Origin of the sequence: Streptomyces sp. NPDC001530, assembly GCF_042894545.1 — a bacterium.
Taxonomy (GTDB): domain Bacteria; phylum Actinomycetota; class Actinomycetes; order Streptomycetales; family Streptomycetaceae; genus Streptomyces.
The window spans coordinates 235,898-253,482 of record NZ_JBIAVS010000006.1 but is presented as its reverse complement, the minus strand read 5'-3'; the positions used below and the strand labels follow the sequence as shown (position 1 = coordinate 253,482).

The 17,585-nt window shown below is 70.8% G+C and carries 19 protein-coding genes; 8 read left to right on the top strand and 11 right to left on the bottom strand.

Annotated features, from left to right (window positions below):
• Positions 1-39: 39 nt before the first annotated feature.
• From ACFY0T_RS14015 to ACFY0T_RS14005, 3 genes are read left to right on the top strand one after another with little or no spacing between them, the layout of a single operon-like run.
• Positions 40-1,377 carry a ferric reductase-like transmembrane domain-containing protein gene (locus ACFY0T_RS14015; protein ID WP_388869394.1) on the top strand — a complete coding sequence of 446 codons (1,338 nt, stop codon included), beginning with the start codon at positions 40-42 and terminating at the stop codon, positions 1,375-1,377.
• A gap of 19 nt (positions 1,378-1,396) precedes the next feature.
• The gene (locus ACFY0T_RS14010; protein ID WP_388868834.1) at positions 1,397-2,230 is read left to right on the top strand and encodes an FMN-binding protein; all 834 of its coding nucleotides are present in this window, start codon (positions 1,397-1,399) and stop codon (positions 2,228-2,230) included.
• The gene (locus ACFY0T_RS14005) at positions 2,223-3,011 is read left to right on the top strand and encodes an FAD:protein FMN transferase (protein WP_388868831.1); all 789 of its coding nucleotides are present in this window, start codon (positions 2,223-2,225) and stop codon (positions 3,009-3,011) included. Before ACFY0T_RS14010 ends, ACFY0T_RS14005 begins: the two co-directional genes overlap by 8 nt.
• A gap of 99 nt (positions 3,012-3,110) precedes the next feature.
• Here the strand turns inward: ACFY0T_RS14005 and ACFY0T_RS14000 are convergent, their stop codons facing one another.
• The 7 genes from ACFY0T_RS14000 to ACFY0T_RS13970 all read right to left on the bottom strand — a co-directional run bounded on the left by ACFY0T_RS14000 (position 3,111) and on the right by ACFY0T_RS13970 (position 9,120).
• On the bottom strand, positions 3,111-3,647 hold the full coding sequence (locus tag ACFY0T_RS14000; protein WP_388868828.1) for an arginine repressor: 537 nt from the start codon (positions 3,645-3,647) through the stop codon (positions 3,111-3,113).
• Between the two features lie 23 nt (positions 3,648-3,670).
• Positions 3,671-4,858 (bottom strand): acetylornithine transaminase, encoded by a 1,188-nt coding sequence (locus tag ACFY0T_RS13995; protein ID WP_388868826.1) that lies wholly within the window; start codon positions 4,856-4,858, stop codon positions 3,671-3,673.
• Positions 4,855-5,772 (bottom strand): acetylglutamate kinase, encoded by a 918-nt coding sequence (gene argB, locus ACFY0T_RS13990; protein ID WP_388868823.1) that lies wholly within the window; start codon positions 5,770-5,772, stop codon positions 4,855-4,857. The genes ACFY0T_RS13995 and argB overlap by 4 nt, the downstream gene beginning before the upstream one ends.
• Positions 5,769-6,938, bottom strand: coding sequence for a bifunctional glutamate N-acetyltransferase/amino-acid acetyltransferase ArgJ (argJ, locus tag ACFY0T_RS13985; protein ID WP_388868821.1), 1,170 nt, complete (start codon positions 6,936-6,938; stop codon positions 5,769-5,771). The genes argB and argJ overlap by 4 nt, the downstream gene beginning before the upstream one ends.
• A complete protein-coding gene (gene argC / locus ACFY0T_RS13980; RefSeq protein WP_388868818.1) occupies positions 6,935-7,963 on the bottom strand; it encodes an N-acetyl-gamma-glutamyl-phosphate reductase in 1,029 nt (342 codons plus the stop codon). Before argC ends, argJ begins: the two co-directional genes overlap by 4 nt.
• 137 nt (positions 7,964-8,100) lie before the next feature.
• Positions 8,101-8,469: a hypothetical protein gene (locus ACFY0T_RS13975; RefSeq protein ID WP_388869392.1), complete on the bottom strand. Its 369-nt coding sequence runs from the start codon at positions 8,467-8,469 to the stop codon at positions 8,101-8,103.
• Positions 8,470-8,715: 246 nt separating this feature from the next.
• Positions 8,716-9,120, bottom strand: a complete 405-nt coding sequence (locus ACFY0T_RS13970) for a DUF5997 family protein (protein ID WP_388868815.1) — start codon at positions 9,118-9,120, stop codon at positions 8,716-8,718.
• A gap of 134 nt (positions 9,121-9,254) precedes the next feature.
• On the opposite strand from ACFY0T_RS13970, the gene ACFY0T_RS13965 reads away from it, so the two are divergent.
• The gene (locus tag ACFY0T_RS13965) at positions 9,255-10,037 is read left to right on the top strand and encodes a LysR substrate-binding domain-containing protein (protein ID WP_388868813.1); all 783 of its coding nucleotides are present in this window, start codon (positions 9,255-9,257) and stop codon (positions 10,035-10,037) included.
• Between the two features lie 10 nt (positions 10,038-10,047).
• On the opposite strand, the gene ACFY0T_RS13960 is transcribed toward ACFY0T_RS13965, so the two are convergent.
• Complete coding sequence (locus ACFY0T_RS13960; RefSeq protein ID WP_388868810.1) at positions 10,048-10,188, bottom strand: hypothetical protein; 141 nt, start codon at positions 10,186-10,188, stop codon at positions 10,048-10,050.
• Here ACFY0T_RS13960 and ACFY0T_RS13955 point away from each other — a divergent pair.
• Both ACFY0T_RS13955 and ACFY0T_RS13950 read left to right on the top strand, forming a co-directional pair.
• Positions 10,187-10,621: a MerR family transcriptional regulator gene (locus ACFY0T_RS13955; protein WP_388868808.1), complete on the top strand. Its 435-nt coding sequence runs from the start codon at positions 10,187-10,189 to the stop codon at positions 10,619-10,621. The two genes, ACFY0T_RS13960 and ACFY0T_RS13955, sit on opposite strands and share 2 nt — an antisense overlap.
• A complete protein-coding gene (locus ACFY0T_RS13950) occupies positions 10,618-11,106 on the top strand; it encodes a carboxymuconolactone decarboxylase family protein (RefSeq protein WP_388868805.1) in 489 nt (162 codons plus the stop codon). The genes ACFY0T_RS13955 and ACFY0T_RS13950 overlap by 4 nt, the downstream gene beginning before the upstream one ends.
• A gap of 56 nt (positions 11,107-11,162) precedes the next feature.
• Here the strand turns inward: ACFY0T_RS13950 and ACFY0T_RS13945 are convergent, their stop codons facing one another.
• The gene (locus ACFY0T_RS13945) at positions 11,163-13,649 is read right to left on the bottom strand and encodes an alpha-L-arabinofuranosidase C-terminal domain-containing protein (RefSeq protein ID WP_388868802.1); all 2,487 of its coding nucleotides are present in this window, start codon (positions 13,647-13,649) and stop codon (positions 11,163-11,165) included.
• Positions 13,650-13,787: 138 nt separating this feature from the next.
• Between ACFY0T_RS13945 and ACFY0T_RS13940 the strand changes: the two genes are divergently transcribed.
• Complete coding sequence (locus ACFY0T_RS13940; protein WP_388868800.1) at positions 13,788-14,285, top strand: DUF6314 family protein; 498 nt, start codon at positions 13,788-13,790, stop codon at positions 14,283-14,285.
• A gap of 85 nt (positions 14,286-14,370) precedes the next feature.
• On the opposite strand, the gene ACFY0T_RS13935 is transcribed toward ACFY0T_RS13940, so the two are convergent.
• Both ACFY0T_RS13935 and ACFY0T_RS13930 read right to left on the bottom strand, forming a co-directional pair.
• Positions 14,371-14,955, bottom strand: coding sequence for a histidine phosphatase family protein (locus ACFY0T_RS13935; RefSeq protein ID WP_388868798.1), 585 nt, complete (start codon positions 14,953-14,955; stop codon positions 14,371-14,373).
• Between the two features lie 156 nt (positions 14,956-15,111).
• Positions 15,112-16,581 carry a PLP-dependent aminotransferase family protein gene (locus ACFY0T_RS13930; RefSeq protein WP_388868795.1) on the bottom strand — a complete coding sequence of 490 codons (1,470 nt, stop codon included), beginning with the start codon at positions 16,579-16,581 and terminating at the stop codon, positions 15,112-15,114.
• Here ACFY0T_RS13930 and ACFY0T_RS13925 point away from each other — a divergent pair.
• A complete protein-coding gene (locus ACFY0T_RS13925; protein ID WP_388868793.1) occupies positions 16,580-17,563 on the top strand; it encodes a DMT family transporter in 984 nt (327 codons plus the stop codon). The genes ACFY0T_RS13930 and ACFY0T_RS13925 overlap by 2 nt on opposite strands.
• Positions 17,564-17,585 lie beyond the last annotated feature (22 nt).

The following is a 17,585-nucleotide window of genomic DNA, read 5'->3' as shown; positions in this document are numbered from 1 at the left end:
TCCACGATCGCCGGTGGCCGCGCCGCGCGGCGCCAGACCATGCGCCGTATCCGCCCACGACGCTCGCCCGCCGTCCCGCTGCTGCTCGCCGTGTGGGCGGGCGCGGCCGGGGTCATCTGGCTGTGGTGGAACAACACCCCGTCCATCGCGGACGACAACAGCAAGATTCTCAACGCGGGCCGGATCACCGGGCTGCTCGCCGGCTATCTGATGGCGCTCGTGGTGCTGCAGATGGCGCGGGTGCCCGCCCTGGAACGCCGGGTGGGCTCCGACCGGGTCGCGCGCTGGCACGCCATGAGCGGCCGGTACACGATCTGTCTGGTCCTGGCCCACCTCTTCCTGACCATGTGGGGCTACGCCCTGCAGTCCGGAAAGGGCCTCGGCGGGATCGTGCAGCAGACGATCGACTCGGTCAACCAGCTGCCCGACATGGGCAAGGCCGCGATCGGCACGGGTCTGCTGCTGCTCATCGGGTTCCTCTCCATCGGCGGCATCCGCCGGCTGATCCCGTACGACACCTGGTACCACGTCCACCTGCTGACGTACGCGGCCGTGTTCCTGACGTTCTGGCACCAGCTGTCCACCGGCAACGACTTCGCCGTCGAGCCCACCGCGAAGACGGTCTGGTACGGGCTGTACGGGTCGGTGACCGCGTTGGTGATCTGGTACCGGATCCTCTCGCCGATCCGGCTCAACCTGAAGCACAGGATGCGGGTCGAGGCGGTGATCGAGGAGACGCCCGGGATCGTGTCCGTGCTGATCAGCGGCCAGAAGCTGCACCGGATGGGCGCGGAGGCCGGGCAGTTCTTCCGCTGGCGCTTCCTGGCGCCGGGGATGCGGCTCAGCTCCCACCCGTACTCGCTGTCGGCGGCGCCCCGCCCCCATATGCTGCGCATCACCGTGAAGGCGATCGGCGACCACAGCGCCGCCCTGCACGACCTGGAGCCGGGCACTCGGGTCTGGGCCGAAGGCCCGTACGGGGCGCTGACGGCGGGCAAGCGCAGCCGCGGCAAGGTGTTGCTGGTGGCGGGTGGCGTCGGCATCACGCCGATGCGGGCGCTGTTCGAGACGCTGCCCGGCGCGTCCGGCGACCTGACGCTGCTCTACCGGGCCAACAGCACCCAGGATCTGGCCCTGTGGGACGAGCTCGCCGCCATCGCCAAGGAGCGCGGGGCCCGCTTGATGTACGCGGTGAACAGCCCCGAAGGGGAGCGTCCGGACATCTCGGCGGAGTCGCTGCGACTCAAGCTGCCGGACATCGACCGCCACGACGTCTTCATGTGCGGGCCGCCCGGCTTCGCTCAGCAGGTGTACGAAGCACTGCGCGGCGCGGGGGTCCCCGCCCGCCGCATCCATCACGAGTCGTTCGAGATGTGAGCGACGGGAGTCAGGAGCGATGAAGAAGAGCCACCCCATTCGGCGCGTCGTGCTCGCCACCGCCGCCACCGTGTCCGGGATCGTCCTGCTGCTGTCGCTGAAGCCGTCCTCCGACCCGACGGCCGCGGCGGCGGGAGCGGCCCCGCAGCAGACGGCGGGCGTGCAGGAGTCGCCCCAGGGCGGCAGCTCGCAGCAGACGGGCTCGCAGACCGTCACCGGTGACGTGGTGAAGACCCAGTACGGGCCGGTCCAGGTACAGCTCACCCTGAGCGGCGGCAAGATCACCAAGGCCGAGGCGGTCCAGGCCCCCAAGGGCGGAACCAGCGACCAGAAGACCGCCCTGGCCGTACCCAAACTCAACCAGGAGGCCCTCGCCGCACAGAGCGCGGACATCGACGCGGTCTCGGGGGCGACCTACACGAGCGGCGGCTACAAGCAGTCGCTGCAATCCGCGCTGGACAAGGCCAAGGCCGCGGGAAACAGCGCTTCGTCCGGGTCCTCCGGATCAGGCTCCGCCGGGTCCGGGTCGTCCGGCTCCGGCTCGTCCGGCTCCAGTTCCTCCGGGTCGTCGTCCGCCCAGGCCAAGACCGTCACCGGCGACGTGGCCCAGACCCAGTACGGGCCGGTCCAGGTACGCATCACGGTGAGCGGCGGCAGGATCAGCAAGGCCGAGGCGGTCCAGGCGCCCAGCGGCGGAACCAGCGACCAGAAGACCGCCCTGGCCATTCCCAAGCTCAACCAGGAGGCGGTGGCGGCCGGGAGCGCCGACATCGACGCGGTGTCCGGTGCCACGTACACGAGCGGCGGCTACAAGCAGTCCCTGCAGTCGGCCCTGGACAAGGCCGGTGGCTGAGCCCGCGGAGGCGCCGCCCGCGCTGCGCCACGCCGAGGAGGTCATGGGCACGGTCTTCTCCTTCGACGTACGAGGAGGCGAACCGGCCGCCGTACAGGCGGCGTTGGAGCAGGCGATCGCCCAACTCCACCAGGTGGACGAGGTGTTCAGCACCTACCGCGAGGACAGCCAGATCTCGCGTCTCGTGCGCGGTGAGCTGACCGTCGAGGAGTGCGACCCCGAAGTCGCCGAGGTACTCGGTCTGGGCGCCGAGGCGGAAGGGCTGAGCGAGGGCTGGTTCAGCACGACGTACGAGGGACCGCTCGACCCGACGGGGATCGTGAAGGGCTGGGCGGCCGAGCGCGCGGCGCGGCTCGTCGCGGCGGCCGGGGCGAGCGGGGTGAGTGTGAACGGCGGCGGTGACGTCCAGCTCATCGGCGTGCCCGGGCCGCACCGGCCCTGGCGGGTCGGTGTGTCGGACCCGCTGCGGCCGGGTTCGCTCGCTGCCGTGGTCTCCGCGGCCGGCGTCGACGAGCTGGCCGTGGCCACCTCCGGCACCGCCGAGCGGGGCGCCCACATCGTCGACCCGCGCACCGGCAAGTCCGCGGTCACCGACCTGGTCGCCGTGACCGTCGTGGGCCCCCGCCTGACCTGGGTCGACGCCTGGGCGACGGCCGCCTTCGCGATGGGCTCGCGCCAGGCCCTGGACTGGCTGGAGTCCCTCCCCGACATCGAGGCCCTGCTGATCACGGCGGGAGACGAGGTGAGGTGCACGGGAGGGCTCGCTCAACGTCTGGGGTAGCCGAAGGGTGCGGGGAACCGCGCGGGCAACCACAGACGGCGCGCAGCCGAGCGCAGCGAAGCGCACCCCGATCGGGGTGCGCCTCCACTCCCGTACACCTCAGTGGTTGTTCTGAGCCAACCGCAGCAAGTGATCCGCGAGCGCCTGACCCCCGGTGGGGTTGCGGCTGATCAGCAGCAACGTGTCGTCCCCGGCAATCGTGCCCAGGATGTCGTGCAGCTCGGCCTGGTCGATGGCCGAGGCCAGGAACTGCGCGGCCCCCGGCGGGGTGCGCAGCACCACGAGATTCGCCGAGGCCTCCGCGGAGATCAGCAGCTCCGCGGACAGCCTCCGCATCCGCTCCTCCTTCGCCGACTCACCCAGCGGCGCGCGCGGCGTGCGGAAGCCGCCCTCGCTCGGTACCGCGTAGATGAGATCGCCGTCGTTGTTGCGGATCTTCACCGCGTTCAGCTCGTCCAGATCCCGGGAGAGCGTCGCCTGCGTGACACTCAGCCCGTCGTCGGCGAGGAGTTTCGCCAACTGGCTCTGCGAGCGCACCGGTTGCCGGTTGAGGATGTCCACGATCCGGCGGTGGCGTGCGGTGCGGGTCTGCGGCACGGCAGGCCCTGCGTGCTCGTGGTCCTGCGCCTGACTCATCGTCGTCGTCCCATTTCTCAGGATCATCCATCCCCGTTGGCTGCGTCGAGCACGCCGGGAAGGGCCTGGAGAAACGCCTCCACTTCGTCATCGCCGAGGTTCAGCGGCGGCATCAGCCGTACGACATCGGGGGCGGGCGCGTTCACCAGGAGACCGGCGTCCTGAGCCGCCTGCTGCACCTGGGGTGCGAGCGGCTCGGTGAGCACGATACCCAGGAGCAGCCCCGCACCCCGGACATGGTCGATCAACGGGTGCCCGAGTGACTCGATTCCGTCCCGCAGCTTCTCGCTCGTGCGCTTCACGTTCTCGAGGAGTCCCTCGGACTCGATCGTGTCGAGGACGGCGAGTCCGGCGGCGCAGACGACCGGGTTGCCGCCGAAGGTCGTGCCGTGCTGACCGGGCTGCAGCAGTCCGGCGGCCCGGCCGAAGGCGACGGTGGCGCCGAGCGGCAGTCCGCCGCCGAGGCCCTTGGCGAGCGTGACGATGTCCGGCAGGACGCCCTCGTGGGCCTGGTACTCGAACCAGTGTCCGGTCCGGCCGATTCCGGTCTGCACCTCGTCGAGGACGAGGAGGGCTCCGGTGGCGGCGGTGATCGCGCGGGCCGCCTTGAGGTAGCCGGCGGGCGGTACGACCACGCCGTTCTCGCCCTGGACGGGCTCGATGATCACCAGGGCGGTGTCCTCGGTGACCGCTTCGGCCAGGGCCTGCGCATCGCCGTACGGGACATGCGTGACATCGCCGGGCAGCGGCAGGAACGGCTCCTGCTTTCCGGGCTGGCCGGTGAGCGCGAGGGCGCCCATGGTGCGGCCGTGGAAGCCGCCCGTGGTGGCGACCATGTGCGTCCGACCGGTCAGCCGGCCGATCTTGAAGGCGCCCTCGTTGGCCTCGGCACCCGAGTTGCAGAAGTACACCCGGCCCTCGCGCCCGAAGAGCTGGAGGAGCCGTTCGGCGAGCGCAACGGGCGGCTCGGCGACGAAGAGGTTGGAGACATGGCCGAGGGAGCCGATCTGCCGGCTGACGGCCTCGACGATCGCGGGGTGGGCGTGCCCGAGCGCGTTGACCGCGATGCCGCCGACGAAGTCGAGGTACTGCTTGCCGTCGGCGTCCCACAGCTTGGTGCCCTCGCCGCGGACGAGCGGCAGCCGCGGGGTGCCGTAGTTGTCCATCAGCGCGCCCTGCCACCGCTGGGTCAGTTCCTGATTGGCGCTCATTCGGCATCCCCCTCTGCATCGGGATTCGCGTCCGGCACGACCATCGTGCCGATCCCTTCGTCGGTGAAGATCTCCAGCAGGATCGAGTGCTGGACCCGGCCGTCGATGACACGGGCCGTGGTGACGCCGTTGCGCACGGCGTGCAGACAGCCCTCCATCTTCGGCACCATGCCGCTGGCCAGCTCGGGCAGCAGTTTCTCCAGCTCGGAAGCGGTGAGCCGGCTGATCACCTCGTCGCTGTTGGGCCAGTCCTCGTAGAGGCCCTCGACGTCTGTGAGGACCATGAGGGTTTCGGCGCCCAGTGCCGCAGCGAGTGCCGCAGCCGCCGTATCAGCATTGACGTTGTAGACATGTCCGTCGTCCTGGGAGCGGGCGATCGAGGAGACGACCGGGATCCGGCCGTCGGAGAGCAGCGCCTCGATGGCACCCGTGTCGATGTCGGTGATCTCGCCGACCCGGCCGATGTCGACGAGCTCGCCGTCGATCTCGGGCTGGTGCTTGGTGGCGGTTATGGTGTGTGCGTCCTCGCCGGTCATGCCGACGGCGAGCGGCCCGTGCTGGTTGAGCAGCCCGACCAGCTCGCGCTGCACCTGTCCGGCCAGCACCATGCGTACGACGTCCATGGCGTCCTCGGTGGTGACGCGCAGGCCCGCCTTGAACTCGCTGACGATGCCGTGCCGGTCGAGGGCGGCGCTGATCTGCGGGCCGCCGCCGTGCACGACGACGGGCTTGAGGCCGGCGTGCCGCAGGAAGACGACGTCCTGCGCGAAGGCGGCCTTCAGCTCTTCGTTGACCATGGCGTTGCCGCCGAACTTGATGACGACCGTCTTGCCGTGGTGCCGGGTCAGCCAGGGCAGCGCCTCGATGAGGATCTGGGCCTTGGGCAGTGCGGTGTGCTTACGCGTAGTGCTCATGAGGAGTAGGCGCTGTTCTCGTGGACGTAGTCGGCGGTGAGGTCGTTGGTCCAGATGGTGGCGGTCTCGCCGCCGGCGGCGAGGTCGGCGACGATGTGGACCTCGCGGTAGCGCATGTCGACGAGGTCGCGGTCCTCGCCGACGCCGCCGTGCTTGCAGACCCAGACGCCGTTGATGGCGACGTTCAACTGGTCGGGCTCGAAGGCGGCTCGGGTCGTGCCGATGGCCGAGAGGACGCGGCCCCAGTTGGGGTCTTCGCCGTGGATCGCGCACTTGAGGAGGTTGTTGCGGGCGATGGAGCGGCCCACCTCGACGGCGTCGTCCTCGGTCGCGGCGTTGATGACCTCGACCTTGATGTCCTTGCTGGCGCCCTCGGCGTCACGGATGAGCTGCTGACCGAGGTCGTCGCAGACCGCCCGTACCGCCTCGGCGAACTCGCCGTATTCCGGGGTCACTTCGGAGGCGCCGGAGGCGAGCAGCAGCACGGTGTCGTTGGTGGACATGCAGCCGTCGGAGTCGACGCGGTCGAAGGTGACCTTCGTGGCCCCGCGCAGCGCCTTGTCGAGGGTCTCGCTGTCCACGTCGGCGTCCGTGGTCACCACGACGAGCATGGTGGCGAGGCCGGGGGCGAGCATGCCGGCGCCCTTGGCCATGCCGCCGACGGTCCAGCCGTCCTTGGTCACGACCGACGTCTTGTGCACGGTGTCGGTGGTCTTGATGGCGATGGCGGCCTTCTCGCCGCCGTGCGGGCTGAGTTGGGCGACGGCCGTGTCGACGCCCGGCAGCAGCTTGTCCATCGGCAGGAGCACGCCGATGAGGCCGGTCGAGCACACCGCGACCGTGCCCGCGCCGACCTCGCCGAGTCCTGCGGCGTTCAGCGACTCGGCGACCTTCTCCGCGGTGGCGTGGGTGTCCTGGAAACCCTTCGGTCCCGTACAGGCGTTGGCGCCTCCGGAGTTGAGGACGACCGCGGTCAACTGGCCGCTCTTCAGTACCTGTTCCGACCAGAGCACCGGCGCGGCCTTCACGCGGTTGGAGGTGAAGACTCCCGCGGCGGCGAGGCGGGGCCCGTTGTTGACCACGAGGGCCAGGTCCGGGTTGCCGTTCTCCTTGATCCCGGCGGCGATCCCGGCCGCCGTGAATCCCTGTGCTGCCGTGACACTCACGGTGCGACTCCGATCGTGGAAAGGCCCAGCTCCTCGGGAAGCCCGAGGGCGAGGTTCATGCTCTGGACGGCACCGCCCGCGGTGCCCTTGGTCAGGTTGTCGATGGCGCTGATCGCGATGATGCGGTGCGCGGCGGCGTCGTATGCGACCTGGACCTGAACGGCGTTGGAACCGTAGACGGACGCCGTGGCGGGCCACTGCCCCTCGGGCAGCAGGTGCACGAACGGCTCGTCCGCGAACGCCTTCTCGTACGCGGCCCGCACCGACTCGGCGGTGACGCCGGGCCTGGCCTTGGCACTGCACGTGGCGAGGATGCCGCGGGGCATCGGCGCGAGGGTCGGCGTAAAGGAGACGGTGACGGGCTCACCGGCGGCGGCGCCGAGGTTCTGGATCATCTCGGGGGTGTGCCGGTGGACGCCGCCGACGCCGTACGGGGACATGGAGCCCATGACCTCGCTGCCGAGGAGGTGCGCCTTGGGCGCCTTGCCGGCGCCGGACGTGCCGGAGGCGGCGACGATCACGGCTTCCGGCTCGGCGAGCCCCGCGGCGTACGCCGGGAAGAGGGCCAGCGAGGCGGCCGACGGGTAGCAACCGGGCACCGCGATGCGCTTGGACCCCTCCAGCGCAGCGCGGGCACCCGGCAGTTCGGGGAGGCCGTACGGCCAGGTCCCGGCGTGCGCGGAGCCGTAGAACTTCTCCCAGTCGGCCGGGTCCTTCAGCCGGAAGTCGGCGCCCATGTCGACGACCAGCACATCCGGGCCGAGCTGCTCGGCGACGGCGGCGGACTGCCCGTGGGGCAGCGCGAGGAACACGACGTCGTGCCCGGCGAGGACCTCGGGGGTCGTCTCCTGGAGGACGCGATCCGCGAGCGGCAGCAGGTGCGGCTGCAGTGCGCCGAGGCGCTGGCCCGCGTTGGAGTTGCCGGTCAGAGCGCCGATCTCGATCTCGGGGTGCACCAGGAGCAGACGCAGCAGTTCCCCACCCGCGTACCCACTCGCTCCTGCCACTGCCGCACGTACCGCCATGGAACCCTCCTCTTGGATGGCATGACTATACGTATCGGTGCACGTTTATGCAATCCGGCATCGGTAATCCCGCACCGGTAATCCCGCCGTCGGCAATCACAGCATCGGCCGGAGGGGGCAGGGGCAAGGGCAGGGCCTCAGTCGGCGAGCTGGTGCGCGGAGGTCAGCCACCGCCAGCGGGGGCGTTCCGTGACGAGGGTGGCGGCAGCCAGCAGGGTGACGAGGCCCGCCGCCCACGCGGGCCAGGCCAGCCACGAGGACGTCACGGCGGCGGCGAGCTGGAGCAGTACGAGGAGGATCGTGACCCGGCCCGGCACCGCGATGATCACGTGGGCCTTGTCACCCGGGGTGGAGAAGCAGGTCGGAAGGCCGATCAGCAACACCACGGAGAGGACGGCGAGCAGCCATGAGTGGGCGGCCAGCGCCCACGGCGTCGCGACCCAGGCGACGAGTTCCACGGCGAAGCGCAGCGCGGACGCGGCGCGGTCGTCCGGCCGTCCCGGGATGGTTTCCTCGGCAGAGTCGACGGAGTCGGCAGAGTTCGCAGAGTCTGCAAAGTCGGTCACCCGCGGACGATCTCACGGCGCGGGCGCGACTGTCAGGGGCTCGGCTCGACCGCCAGGGCTTGGCGCGACTGTCGGGGCCTGGCGCGACTGCCTGGGGGCTGAGGCGTCGCTGTCGTACCACAGGCTTCCCGGGCGCCCCGTACAACCCGGAGTAGACGGAATGGAGGGAATGCAGCGCGGTCCGCGTCAGGAACGCTGGTCGCGGGGCTGGCCGGCGCGCTCCGCGTTCCTCTCCTTGATGCGGACCGCTTCCTTGCGGACCTCGGCCTGGGTGGCGCGCTCCCGCCGCAGCCACTCGGGGTTGTCCGTCTTCAGGGCCTCGATCTGTTCGGTGGTGAGGGCCTCGGTGACCCCGCCCCGGGCGAGCCCCGCGATGGAGACGCCCAGCTTGGCCGCGACCACGGGCCGGGGGTGCGGGCCGTTGCGGCGCAGTTCCTGGAGCCACTCGGGCGGATTGGCCTGCAGCGCGTTCAGCTCGGCACGCGAGACGACACCCTCCTGGAACTCGGCGGGGGTGGCCTCGAGGTACACACCCAGCTTCTTCGCCGCCGTCGCGGGCTTCATCGTCTGGGTGGTCTGGTGCGAACTCATGGTGCCAAGGGTATCGAGCGTCTGAGCCACCGCCGACCATCACGTGTGGGACGGCAGTCCACGCGGCACCTGTGGGACGACGGTCCACATCGCAGGCGTACGACGCCTGTGACCGTGACCGGTAACCTGACGAGGTGACTGGCTCCGAAGTACCCCCCTCGTTCCGCCTCGCGTACGTCCCGGGGGTCACGCCCGCCAAGTGGGTGCGGACCTGGAACGAGCGGTTCCGCGACATCCCGCTGGCCCTCGTCGCGGTCTCCGCCGCCGAGGCGTTCGGCCTGCTGCGGAGCGGTGGCGCCGACGCGGGCTTCGTACGGCTGCCGGTCGACCGGACCGACCTCAGTGCGATCCCCCTCTACACCGAGACGACGGTGGTCGTGGTCCCGAAGGACCACGTCGTGGCGGCGGTCGACGAGGTCTCCACGGAGGATCTCGCCGACGACATCGTGCTGCACCCCCTCGACGACACCCTCGAATGGGAGCGACTGCCCGGACAGCCCGCGATCGAGCGCCCCGCCACCACGGCGGACGCCGTCGAGCTCGTGGCGGCGGGCATCGGACTCCTCGTCGTCCCGCAGTCCCTCGCCCGCCTCCACCACCGCAAGGACCTCACGTACCGGCCGGTCACGGACGCCCCCGAGTCGCGGGTCGCGCTGTCCTGGCCGCAGGACGGGACCACCGACCTGGTGGAGGACTTCATCGGGATCGTCCGCGGCCGGACGGTCAACAGCACGCGCGGTCGTACTCCGGCCGCCGTCCAGCCGAAGTCCAAGCCCGCACCCAAGCGCTCCGAGACGGGCGGCGGCGCACGGCGGAACCCCGCGGCGGGCAAGTCGAGCGGCAAGAGCGCACGCGGCGGCGGTTCCGGAGCTGCCAAGCGCGGCGCCAAGCGCGGCAAGCCCCGCCGCCGCTCCTGACCCTCGTGCGTCAGTCGGCGATCATCCGGTTGCCCAGCCACGCGCCGTGCTCCGTGCCGCGCTCGCGCTGACGGCGTACGAGGTACCGACCGGGCACGTTGTCGGCCGAGCTTGACCTGGAGCGCGCTCCAGGTTCTACCGTTCCTGTCATGACCAGCGGACAGCCCCTCCCGCGCAGCCAGGAACCGACGCTCACGATCGCCGAGGTCGTCGAGCGCACCGGACTCTCGCACGACACGTTGCGGTACTACGAGAAGGCCGGCCTGATCGAACGGGTCGGCCGGACCACCGGGAACCAGCGGCGGTACGAGATGGCCGACCTGGCCTGGCTGGAGTTCCTGATCCGGCTGCGCGAGACGGGCATGTCGATCGCGGACATGCAACGGTTCGCGCAGCTGCGGGCGCGGGGCGACGCCACGGTCCCCGAACGGCTCGCGATGCTCCGGGAGCACCGCGCCGACCTGGCGGACCGCATCCGCAGTCTGCGCCGCAACGCAGCGGCCCTCGACGACAAGATCGACCACTACGAACGACTGCTCACCGACAGCGAGTTCGGGCAGCCGGGAACGGACGACGACGCATGAGCACCAGCACCAGCACCAGCACCAGCACCAGCACCAGCACCAGCACCAGCACCAGCAACGCCACCACCCGCGAAGAGCGCTTCGAGCACGGGCTGGACGTGCTCAAGCGCGTCGACGGCGAGGCCGGGCAGCGGGTCGTCGACGCGCTCTCCGACATCAACCCGGAACTCGGCCACCAGATCGTCGCCTGGGCCTTCGGCGACATCTACGACCGGCCCGGACTCGCCCCGCGCGACCGCCAGTTGGTGACCCTCGGCATGCTCACCGCGCTCGGCGGCTGCGAGGCCCAGCTGGACGTGCACGTCAACGCCGCGCTGAACGTGGGCCTTTCGCCGGAGCAGATCGTCGAGGCCCTGCTGCACTCGGCGGTGTACTGCGGCATACCCAAGGCGCTGAACGCCACGTTCGCGGCGAAGAAGGTGTTCGCCGAGCGTGGGCTGCTGCCCGTCGGACAGCAGCCCACGACATCGGCCGACCCTTCTTGAGGGCTACCGCTTCTTGATCGGCTACCACTTCTTGATCGGCTACCGCTTCTTGAGGGCTACTTCTGCTTGATCCTCAGGAAGGTCACGGAGTTCGCCGGGAAGGTGTACGTGAACTTGGCGGCGACTCCCTCGAAGGTGGAGGTGACCGGTGCGACCGCCGTCGCGGTCTCACTGTTCACTGCGTCGGGCGCCGCCGCCAGCGTCGTCACCCCGGCCTTCGACGAGACCTTCGCCCCGCCCAGGTCGATCGCCGTACGGGCGTCCGCGGACTGGGCGTTGACGACCTTGACGATGAGGTCACCGGTCTTCGCGTCCCGCGTGACGACCTGGCGGAACGGCTCCGCGGGCTTGTCGTCCTTGAAGCTGCCCCACTCCTGGCCGTCCAGGTAGAGGGTGACCTGGCGGCCTCGTACCTTGATGTCGATGTCGTAGGCACGACCCGTCTCGATCGAACCGGCCTTGGAGATCAGCGACGACTTGCCGCCGTCCACGGCCTGTTCGACCGCGGAGGTGGTGTTGTTCCAGCCGCCGAGGTTCCACCAGTAGTAGTTGCCGGTGTCCTTGACGCCGAAGGCGACGAGGAAGCCCTCCTTGCCGGACTTCTTGGTGGCCTTCACGTGCAGGTCGTAGTCGTGCCAGGCCGGGTCGCCCGCCTGGACCATGGTGTTGGTCGCGGCCTCGTCGGTCTGCACGTACTGCCCGTCCTGGACGCTCCAGCTCCCGGTGCCCGTGTGGGTCCACTGGGAGGCGTCACCGCTGAAGTCGTCGCTGAGCAGCGTGGTCCCGTCCGCGCCGGTGACCTTGACGTCGTCGTACGCCGCCGTGGTCGCCCAGGTCGACAGGCCGACGGCGCCCGAGATGGGGGCACTCAGCGACGGTGTGCCGGTGGCGGTCGAGGGCACCACCCGGTCGCCGACGTTGCTCATGAAGAGCTTCTGGACCTCGTAGTCGGCCGAGCCCCAGGAGGCGTGGTTGTTGAACCAGATCATGTCCGGGCGCCACTGCACGTAGTCCTCGTTGGCGAGCAGCGGGGCGTACGAGGCGAGCTTCACGACGTCCGCGTTGCGCTCCAGGCCGGTCATGTACGCGGCTTCGGAGAGGGCGTTCTTGAAGGTGTTGCCACCCGAGGCGTACTCGCCGAGGAAGACCTTGGGGCCGTTCCTGTCGTACGAGTCGTAGCGGTCGTTGTTCTGCAGGAACCACTGCGGGCTGTTGTAGTAGTGCTCGTCGACCATGTCGACGTGTCCGTCCTTGTTGAGCTTCCAGGCCGTGTCGAAGGTCGAACCGCTGTCGTCCGGACCGGCGTTGGAGATCACCGTGACATTCGGGTACTTGGCCTCGATCGCGGCGCGGAACTCCTTGAAGCGGGCGAAGAACTCGTTCGGCAGGTTCTCCTCGTTGCCGACTTCGAGGTGGGTGAGGTGGAAGGGCTTGGGATGGCCCATCTGGGCGCGCTTCCTGCCCCACTCGCTGGTCACCGGACCGTTGGCGAACTCGATGAGATCGAGGGTGTCCTGGATGTGCCGCTTGAGCAGCGCGTCGTCGTCGGTGGCCTTGTTCTGGCCGCAGCCGGTGACGAGCGCCGGCACGACGGGCAGCGGCATCGCGCCGGTGTCCTCGGCGAACTGGAAGTACTCGTAGTAGCCGAGCCCGTAACTCTGGTTGTAGCCCCAGAAGTTGGAGTTGGTGGCGCGCTGCTCGACCGGGCCGATGGTGTCCTTCCACTGGTACGAGCGCTTGCGCTGGTAGCCGGACGCCTCGTCATATCCCTGCATGCTGCCGGTGTTGACCAGGCAGCCGCCCGGGAAGCGCACGAAGCCCGGGTGGAGGGCGGCGATCTTCTCGGCGAGATCCTTGCGCAGGCCGTGCCCCTTGTATGTGTCCCGGGGCAGCAGCGAGATCATGTCGAGCGCGACGGGGTTCGCGGCGGCGACGGTGAGACGGCCGGTGGTGCTGGTGCGGGTCGCGGTGAACGTCGCCCGGTACTTGGCCCAGCCCCCGCGCACGGCGACCTGGCGGGCCTCTGCGAGCGCGCCCTCGGAGTCCTGCAGCGTCACGGTCAGGGGCGAGGCGGCATCGGCGCGGGCCCAGACCGAGAAGTCGTACACCTTGCCGCTCTCGACCGAAATCCCGGTGTTGTAGCCGGAGTTGGTGACGGACGAGCCGCCGTCCAGGGAGAGGTAGGTGCGGTTGCGGGCGTTGAGGCGCCCGTCGTCGTTCACGGCCTTGGCGGTGCCGGAGACGGTCCAGGAGGTCAGCGGCGTATAGGAGTTGTTGTCGGCGGTGCTGTACTCGAACGACCGGTTCTGTACGAGCTCCGCGTACAGGCCGCCGTCCGCGGCGCGGTTGATGTCCTCGAAGAAGACGCCGTACATGGTGTCGTCGATCTTCGCGCCGGAGCCCTTCGAGTCGACGGTGATCGCGTAGTCGGTGACGTCGTCGGCGGCGGCGTTCGCCGAAGCGGGCCCAGGAACGACGGTTGAGGCCACCAGGAGGGCGGTGGCCGTGAGTCCGAGTCTCCAGCGGGTGCGGGTGGGTGACATGGATACTCCGCGGCTCTGTGAGTGTTGAGTTGTTCGAAATATCAGACAACGATCAATACTTCGAACGGCAAGATAGGGAGGGGGTCAGAGCGCGTCAATGGGTCGCGCAGCATCGGACGGGACGGAGCGCGGGACGGTATGGGCGAGTTCTGGCCAGTGGTGGACGTGCTGGCCTACCTGGCCGGGAGCTGGCGAGTGGAGCGCTCCGTGCGGGATCTCGCGAGCGGCACGGAGGGACGCTTCACGGGTACGACGGTTTTCGGACCGCTGCCCGGGCCACGGTCCGGACCGCTGACCGGTTCGCCGGAGGGCGGCGGGTTTCCGCACGACGCGGGTCTGCTGCACCACGAATCCGGCACGTTCGTGTGGCAGGGCATCGCACGGCCCGCCGAGCGGACGCTGCGGTTCCTGCCAGGACCGAACCCTGGGACCGCCCTCGTCCAGTTCTCCGACGGCCGGCCCTTCCACGACCTGGACCTGACCACCGGGCGGTACGTCGCCGACCATCCATGCGCGGCGGACCTCTACCGGGGCGAGTTCACGGTGTACGCGGAGGATCGCTGGCGCACGGTGTGGCGGGTGGGCGGGCCCGCCAAGGACCTGGTCCTGACGACGGACTACGCGCGCGTGCGCTAGGCGTGCGTGAACTGGGCGGGCGTTCGTGAGCTGGGCGTGCGCCCGGCGTCCGCGAGCTGGGCGTGCGTGCGCTGGTTCGCGCGTCCTACACGCGCTGCGCCGTGGCTTCGAGTCGCAGGTTCCAGCGGCGGTTGTTGCCGCTCAGAGTGACCGTCGACAGCGGCCGTACATCGATGTTCCAGTACGTCGACGGCTGGGCCTTGAGCGCGTAGACGAGCGCGGCCCGCACCACCGAGGGTTCGGCGACGGCGACGATACGGCTGCCGTCATCGGCGGGGCGGGTGTCCAGCCAGCCGCCGACACGGGAGATGAACGCCAGCAGGGACTCACCGCCGTGCGGGGCGGAACGCGGGTCGGCGAGCCAGGCGTCGACGGCCTCGGGTTCGCGGGCCATCGCCTCGCCCAGCGTGAAGCCGCGCCAGCGGCCCATGTCGCAGTCGCGCAGGGCGAGCTGGACGAGCGGGCCGTAGCCCAGAGCGTCGCCGGTGGCCCGGCTGCGGGGCGTCGGCGAGCAGTAGCGCAGCTCGGCCGCCGCCAGCGGCGCCAGCTCGGGGGCGGCTCGCTGCACTTCGTCCCAGCCGGCCTGGTCCAGCGGCCGGTCGTCCTCGAAGCGTTCCGCGAGCAGCGAGGAGCTGCGTGCGGCGGCGATGAACGTGACCCGAAGATGCATGCGGAGATCGTGGAGTGCGGGACTCCGCAGGTCAAGGGGGGTTACGCAGGGTACACGGGGGTTCACTGGAGTGTTTTTCGCCCCCGCCGCCCCTACCCGTCCCATACCTGGGGGCTCCGCCCCCAGACCCCCGTATCGGCCTGAACGGCCTCGTCCTCAAACGCCGGACGGGCTGGATGATGCCGGCCCGGCCTGACGAGTCTCAGCCCGCGCCGCTCGCAGCCTTCGTACCCCCTCCGTGATCTCCTGCGTCCCCGCCACCGCCGCGAAGCTCAACCGGAGGTGGGCAGCCGGGGGTTCGGCGCAGAAGTAGGGGCGGCCGGGGGTGACGGCGACGCCCGCGCGGAGGGCGTCGGTGACCAGGGCGGCCTCGTCCGTGCCGTCGGGCAGGCGCAGCCAGAGGTGGTAGCCGCCGAACGGGATGTGGGGCAGGACGAGTTCGGGGAGGTTCAGCCGGAGCGCGGCGGTCATCGTGTCCCGACGGGCCTTCAACTCGGCGGCCACGGCGCGCAGATGACGGGGCCAGGCGGGCGATCCGACGAGTTCGAGCGCGGCCTCCTGGAGCGGGCGCGGCACGAAGAAGGTGTCGACGACCTGGATGGCGCGCAGCCGCTCGAGTACCGGACCGCGCGCGGCCAGGGCGCTCACCCGGAAGCTCGGCGAGGTCACCTTGGTCAGGGAACCGACGTGCACGACGACTCCGTCGGGATCCTCGGCGGCCAGCGGTCGCGGCAGCGGGCCCGCGTCCTCGTGCACGAGACGGCGTACGAAATCGTCCTCGACGACGAACGCGCCGGCGTCGCGCGCGATGCGGAGCACCTCGCCCCGCCGCTCGGGCGCGAGCACGGCACCGGTCGGGTTCTGGAACAGCGGCTGGCAGACGAAGACCCGCGCGCCCGTCGCCTTGAAGGCGTCGGCGAGGAGTTCGGGTTTCACGCCGTCGGGGTCCACGGGGACGGGGACGGGGCGGAGGCCCGCCGCTCGGGCGATCGCCAGCATGCCGGGGTAGGTCGGGGATTCGACCAGGACCGGCGCGCCCGGCGGCGCGAGCGCGCGCAGCGCGGTCGTCAGCGCGGACTGGCCGCCCGCCGCGATGAGCACCTCGGCCGCCGTGATCGCCCCGCCGATCCCCCGCGCGAACCACTCGCGCAGCTCCGCGAGCCCCTCCATGGGCGGCCGGGACCAGGCCCCGGGACGGCGCCCCGCCCGGGACATGGCCGCGCCCATCGCCCGCTCCGGCTGGAGCGACGGGTGCAGATAGCCGCCGTTGAACTCGATGACCCCGGGTGGCGGGGCGGCGAGCGAGACGAGGACGCCGGACGCGTCGACGGTGCGCGGTACGAGTTCGGTGGCGGCGTCCGCGCTGAGCGCGACCTCCTGCCAGGAGGTGTCCCCGGCGGGCGAGGGACTGGTGCGCGGCTGCGCCCGGAACGCGCCCGCCCCGGGCCGGGTGACCACAAGGCCCTCGGCGGCGAGCTGCGCCAGCGCCCGCGACACGGTCACCGGGCTCACCCGAAACCGCTCGACGAGCGCTCGGCTCGACGGCAGCTTTCCACCGGGTGAGTAGCGGTCCAACTCCCGCCGCAGCTGATTCGCCAGATCCCCGACACTGCTACGCTCCTGCATGAGAGCACAGGATAGCGCTACTGCCGAGACCTCGATAGCGGTCGTCACCGCCGGGGGCACCGCCCACGACACCACCCGGTCCACCGCGGGCACCACGCACGGCACCGCCCGGACCGCCGCGACAGCCCGCCGCTCCGGCACCCTCCAGGCCGCCCTCGGCGTGACCGCCTTCTCGCTGACCTTCCCCTCCACCGCCTGGGGCCTGGAGGGCTTCGGCCCCTGGTCCCTGGTGGCCGTGCGCAGCGTCCTGGCGGCGGTCATCGCGGGCGGCTGCCTGCTGGCGCTGCGCGTTCCGGTACCGGGCCGCCGGCACTGGGCGGGGCTCGCCGTCGTCGCCGCTGGCGTCGTGCTCGGCTTCCCGCTTCTGACGACCCTCGCGCTGCAGACGTCGACCACCGCCCACGCGGCCGTGGTCGTGGGACTGCTGCCGCTGACGACCGCGCTGTTCTCGGCGCTGCGCACCGGGGCACGGCCCTCGCGGATGTTCTGGCTGGCGGCGCTCGCGGGCGCGGCCGCGGTGATCGCGTTCACCGTGCAGCAGAGCGGCGGCGCCCTGAGCGGCGCGGACGCGTATCTCTTCGGCGCGCTGCTGATCTGCGCGGCCGGCTACACCGAGGGCGGCCGGCTCGCCCGCGTCATGCCGGGCTGGCAGGTCATCGGCTGGGCGCTGGTGCTGTGTCTGCCGCTGTCGCTGCCGGGCGCGCTGGTCGCGCTGTCGCAGGAGCCCGTCCATCTGAGCGCGCACAGCGTGACCGGACTGCTGTGGGTGTCGGCCGTGTCGCAGTTCCTCGGCCTGGTCGTCTGGTATCGCGGAATGGCGTCGATCGGAATTCCGAAGGCCAGCCAGTTGCAGCTGGCGCAGCCGCTGCTCACACTGGTGTGGTCGGTACTGCTCCTTGGCGAGCAGCTCACACCGGCCGCACCCCTGACGGCCGCCGCCGTTCTGGTCTGCATCGCGCTCACCCAACGGGCGCGGGGCTGACCGGCACGCACGGGCCGGGCCA

What these genes read in the sequence shown, in the direction of transcription:
- ACFY0T_RS14015 (WP_388869394.1), top strand. Translation starts at nt 40, where the DNA reads ATGCGCCGTATCCGCCCACGACGCTCGCCCGCCGTCCCGCTGCTGCTC.
- ACFY0T_RS14010 (WP_388868834.1), top strand. Translation starts at nt 1,397, where the DNA reads ATGAAGAAGAGCCACCCCATTCGGCGCGTCGTGCTCGCCACCGCCGCC.
- ACFY0T_RS14000 (WP_388868828.1), bottom strand. Translation starts at nt 3,647, where the DNA reads ATGAGTCAGGCGCAGGACCACGAGCACGCAGGGCCTGCCGTGCCGCAG.
- ACFY0T_RS13995 (WP_388868826.1), bottom strand. Translation starts at nt 4,858, where the DNA reads ATGAGCGCCAATCAGGAACTGACCCAGCGGTGGCAGGGCGCGCTGATG.
- argB (WP_388868823.1), bottom strand. Translation starts at nt 5,772, where the DNA reads ATGAGCACTACGCGTAAGCACACCGCACTGCCCAAGGCCCAGATCCTC.
- argC (WP_388868818.1), bottom strand. Translation starts at nt 7,963, where the DNA reads ATGGCGGTACGTGCGGCAGTGGCAGGAGCGAGTGGGTACGCGGGTGGG.
- ACFY0T_RS13970 (WP_388868815.1), bottom strand. Translation starts at nt 9,120, where the DNA reads ATGAGTTCGCACCAGACCACCCAGACGATGAAGCCCGCGACGGCGGCG.
- ACFY0T_RS13955 (WP_388868808.1), top strand. Translation starts at nt 10,187, where the DNA reads ATGACCAGCGGACAGCCCCTCCCGCGCAGCCAGGAACCGACGCTCACG.
- ACFY0T_RS13960 (WP_388868810.1), bottom strand. Translation starts at nt 10,188, where the DNA reads ATGACAGGAACGGTAGAACCTGGAGCGCGCTCCAGGTCAAGCTCGGCC.
- ACFY0T_RS13950 (WP_388868805.1), top strand. Translation starts at nt 10,618, where the DNA reads ATGAGCACCAGCACCAGCACCAGCACCAGCACCAGCACCAGCACCAGC.
- ACFY0T_RS13945 (WP_388868802.1), bottom strand. Translation starts at nt 13,649, where the DNA reads ATGTCACCCACCCGCACCCGCTGGAGACTCGGACTCACGGCCACCGCC.
- ACFY0T_RS13940 (WP_388868800.1), top strand. Translation starts at nt 13,788, where the DNA reads ATGGGCGAGTTCTGGCCAGTGGTGGACGTGCTGGCCTACCTGGCCGGG.
- ACFY0T_RS13935 (WP_388868798.1), bottom strand. Translation starts at nt 14,955, where the DNA reads ATGCATCTTCGGGTCACGTTCATCGCCGCCGCACGCAGCTCCTCGCTG.
- ACFY0T_RS13925 (WP_388868793.1), top strand. Translation starts at nt 16,580, where the DNA reads ATGAGAGCACAGGATAGCGCTACTGCCGAGACCTCGATAGCGGTCGTC.
- ACFY0T_RS13930 (WP_388868795.1), bottom strand. Translation starts at nt 16,581, where the DNA reads ATGCAGGAGCGTAGCAGTGTCGGGGATCTGGCGAATCAGCTGCGGCGG.